At 34.4% G+C, this 2,911-nt stretch carries 3 protein-coding genes; all 3 read right to left on the bottom strand.

Going from position 1 to position 2,911, the window contains the following annotated elements; translation table 11 throughout:
- Positions 1 to 323 precede the first annotated feature (323 nt).
- Genes Megvenef_RS08445 through Megvenef_RS08435 form a run of 3 tightly spaced genes read right to left on the bottom strand, consistent with a single transcriptional unit; the run spans position 324 to position 2,741 of the window.
- Complete coding sequence (locus tag Megvenef_RS08445) at positions 324 to 1,286, bottom strand: 3'-5' exonuclease (RefSeq protein WP_322777498.1); 963 nt, start codon at positions 1,284 to 1,286, stop codon at positions 324 to 326.
- Positions 1,287 to 1,330: 44 nt separating this feature from the next.
- Positions 1,331 to 1,792 carry an NfeD family protein gene (locus tag Megvenef_RS08440; RefSeq protein ID WP_322777497.1) on the bottom strand — a complete coding sequence of 154 codons (462 nt, stop codon included), beginning with the start codon at positions 1,790 to 1,792 and terminating at the stop codon, positions 1,331 to 1,333.
- 13 nt (positions 1,793 to 1,805) lie between these two features.
- A complete protein-coding gene (locus Megvenef_RS08435; RefSeq protein WP_322777496.1) occupies positions 1,806 to 2,741 on the bottom strand; it encodes an SPFH domain-containing protein in 936 nt (311 codons plus the stop codon).
- Positions 2,742 to 2,911 lie beyond the last annotated feature (170 nt).

Below are 2,911 nucleotides of genomic sequence, written 5' to 3'. Positions count from 1 at the left end.
AAAAAATGAATGTGCGGTGATTTATTTTTGAAATTCTTGAAATTATATCAAAAATTTAGAGTTTTGACGGAGAGACTAATTAGTGAAAAAATATTTTGTTAGTACCAATATTGCCAATAAGATACAAGTTATATTGAAAAAACTTTCTACGGTAATGTATCTGGCTTTGTACATTTTAATATTTTCATCTATCTATAAATCATCTTTGCCGACTAATGAATTACGCCATTCTAAAAAACTAACCTACCCAAACAATCAAAAACGAGCAGAGATTAAAGTTGAGGGCTAATGTAAGTCGCTAAAATACTGTATAATAATACCCATTATTGTACTTTGCACAATGTTTGCACCCATGTCAACTTATCCTTGTGTTTATCTTCTTTTTCTATCAGTTGATTGTTAATAGAGTATTTACTAAAAGCGTCAAGTATATCTATAGGTATATCAATTGTTCTTCCGTAAATACTAGATCGCAAATAGTTGATTTCTTCCTCCACGTTATTTTCAGGTATTTCAATATACCAAGCTTTAAAGTTATGTATTGGATGAGTTCCCCATCTATAACTGCGAGTTTTTAATAAATCCTTGCAATCATAAGGAGCGTCCTTTGCCCATAATCTAAACTCTAACTGCAATGCATTATCTAGTAAATGCTTCAACACAAGTTGTTTTGAGTTTAGAAGATTCTGTGCTAATACGTGAATACCGGCTAAACAGTCAATAATTGCTCTATGTCCCTCATAGAAGAAATTATATCTATATGCTATATATTCAAGCTTAAAACTACTAATATCCTCATTTCTCCAGTCAATATTACGCATTGAGCAAGCCCAAGCCTTAGGAACTATATCAGGAAAAGCGGTTTCAAAAAATGCTCTATCAAATTGTGCGTTATGAGAGATTATTATATCAACGTCTTCAAGATATTCGGCTACTTTACTATTTTCTATAGAATGGTCTTTGACCATATCATTAGTAATACCAGTAAGCTTAGTGATATGTTCGGGGATAGCTATTTTAGGATCTTGATAGCCGTTGAATTCTTCTAATAGATTCAATATACGGCCGTCTTCAGTATATTCAAATTTGACCATACCAAGTTCCAATAGTTTATCTATAGTATGCGATAAACCAGTGGATTCAATATCTAAAAACACACCTATCAACTTTTTGTCATCAGGACTTGTGACATTATAGCTTTCTGGTTTCCGGTATCTATGAATTACACGATATTCACCACTTTGGCGAAGTTGATCGGCTATTTGATCTAGTTTTGAGGTTGACATAAATATCTTGATCGTTAATTAAAAACTCAATGAGCAAAAAAAGACTAAGACTCTTTCTTGCTACAAATAAGGACATTACCTTTTACTTCTAACACATATATCGTTTCACCGATTGTAGCTATATCTATAGCATTATCTGTAAGTTTAGCATTCATTACAGTACCAGACCATAATACTTGACCATACTCACCAGGCTTTATATCTTTATGTCTCACTATTACTCGTGAGCCAATAATGTCAAAGGACTCTCTTGATAGGTTGGTGCTGTTTTTATAGATAAAAAGTTTCAATGGATAATATAACAGTAAAAACCATAACAACGCAGTAATAGCAAAATATGCAAATTGATAAAGTAACGTACCTTGTGGCCAATAGCTTATAATTATCGCGGTAGAAATAGCACCAAGACCTAGAAACAAAAATCCTATGCCAGGTAACTGACTGAATTCAAGAATAATTAAAATAATACCAAATAATAACCACAATTCTATTGGGGTTATAGACATAATCCACATAGTATTAATCTTTTGAATCAGTTTGTTTTGTGTTTTTTAACCGATCAAATATAGTCATAGCCTGAGCAATAAATCCACTTGGATTCTCAAGATTGGCAGGCAATAATATTGTGTTAGATTTTTGGGCTAATTTACCAAATGCTTCAACATATTGCTCAGCTACTCTTAAAGAGACAGCTTCAGTACCGCCGTTTTTCTTAATAGATGCCGCTACGACATCTATACCCTTAGCTGTAGCCTCGGCCACACAAACGATAGCCTCAGCTTCGCCTTTGGCTCTATTGACCTTGTCAGTTAAAGCAGCCTCGGAGTTTAAGACAATACGTGCTTTCTCTCCTTCTGCTATGTTGATCTGTGATTGACGCTTTCCTTCAGACTCAAGTATATCTGCTCGTTTCTGCCTTTCTGCCGCTACTTGTAGCTCCATAGCCTGTAAGATTGTTTTAGGAGGCTGGATATCTTTAATTTCGTAACGCATACATTGTATACCCCAGTTAGTGGCAGCTTGATTCATGCTAGTTACAATAAGATGATTCAGAGTTTCTCTTTCTTCGAAGGTTTTATCCAGCTTAAGCTTACCAATCTCCGAGCGCATTGTAGTTTGTGCTAATTGACTTATGGCATAATAAGGATTACTTACCCCATAGGAAGCTGCCTTAGGATCAAGTATTTTGATATACAGTACTCCATCTATTAATAGAGTGACATTGTCATTAGATATAGCAGTTTGCGCATGTACGTCAATCGCCTGCTCTTTTAAGCTATGCTTGTAAGCAACTCTTTGAATAATAGGAATAATCATAGTTAGACCAGGCTCTAGCACGCCGTCAAATTTACCGAGTCTTTCCATAACCCAAGCTTCCTGTTGCGGCACTATTTTAATAGCAGACACTAGACCGATTATTATTATGACGCTTAAGGCTAATAATAGAATTTCCATGTATATTCTCTTTTTATTGTTACAATATTACGATTGATTACTCTTACCAGAGCCTGCTTCTATAACAGTCATAAAAGACTTCTTGTAAATGTTGTATATATCTTCATCAATCATATGATCTGTGTTGCGCACCCTATTTTCAATAACTAATTTTGATAATTCAATAGCTG

The organism is Candidatus Megaera venefica, from assembly GCF_034554655.1.
Classification (GTDB): Bacteria; Pseudomonadota; Alphaproteobacteria; order Rickettsiales; family Rickettsiaceae; genus Megaera_A; species Megaera_A venefica.
Note: the sequence above shows the minus strand (reverse complement) of the source record. Positions and strands in the feature narration are given on the sequence as shown.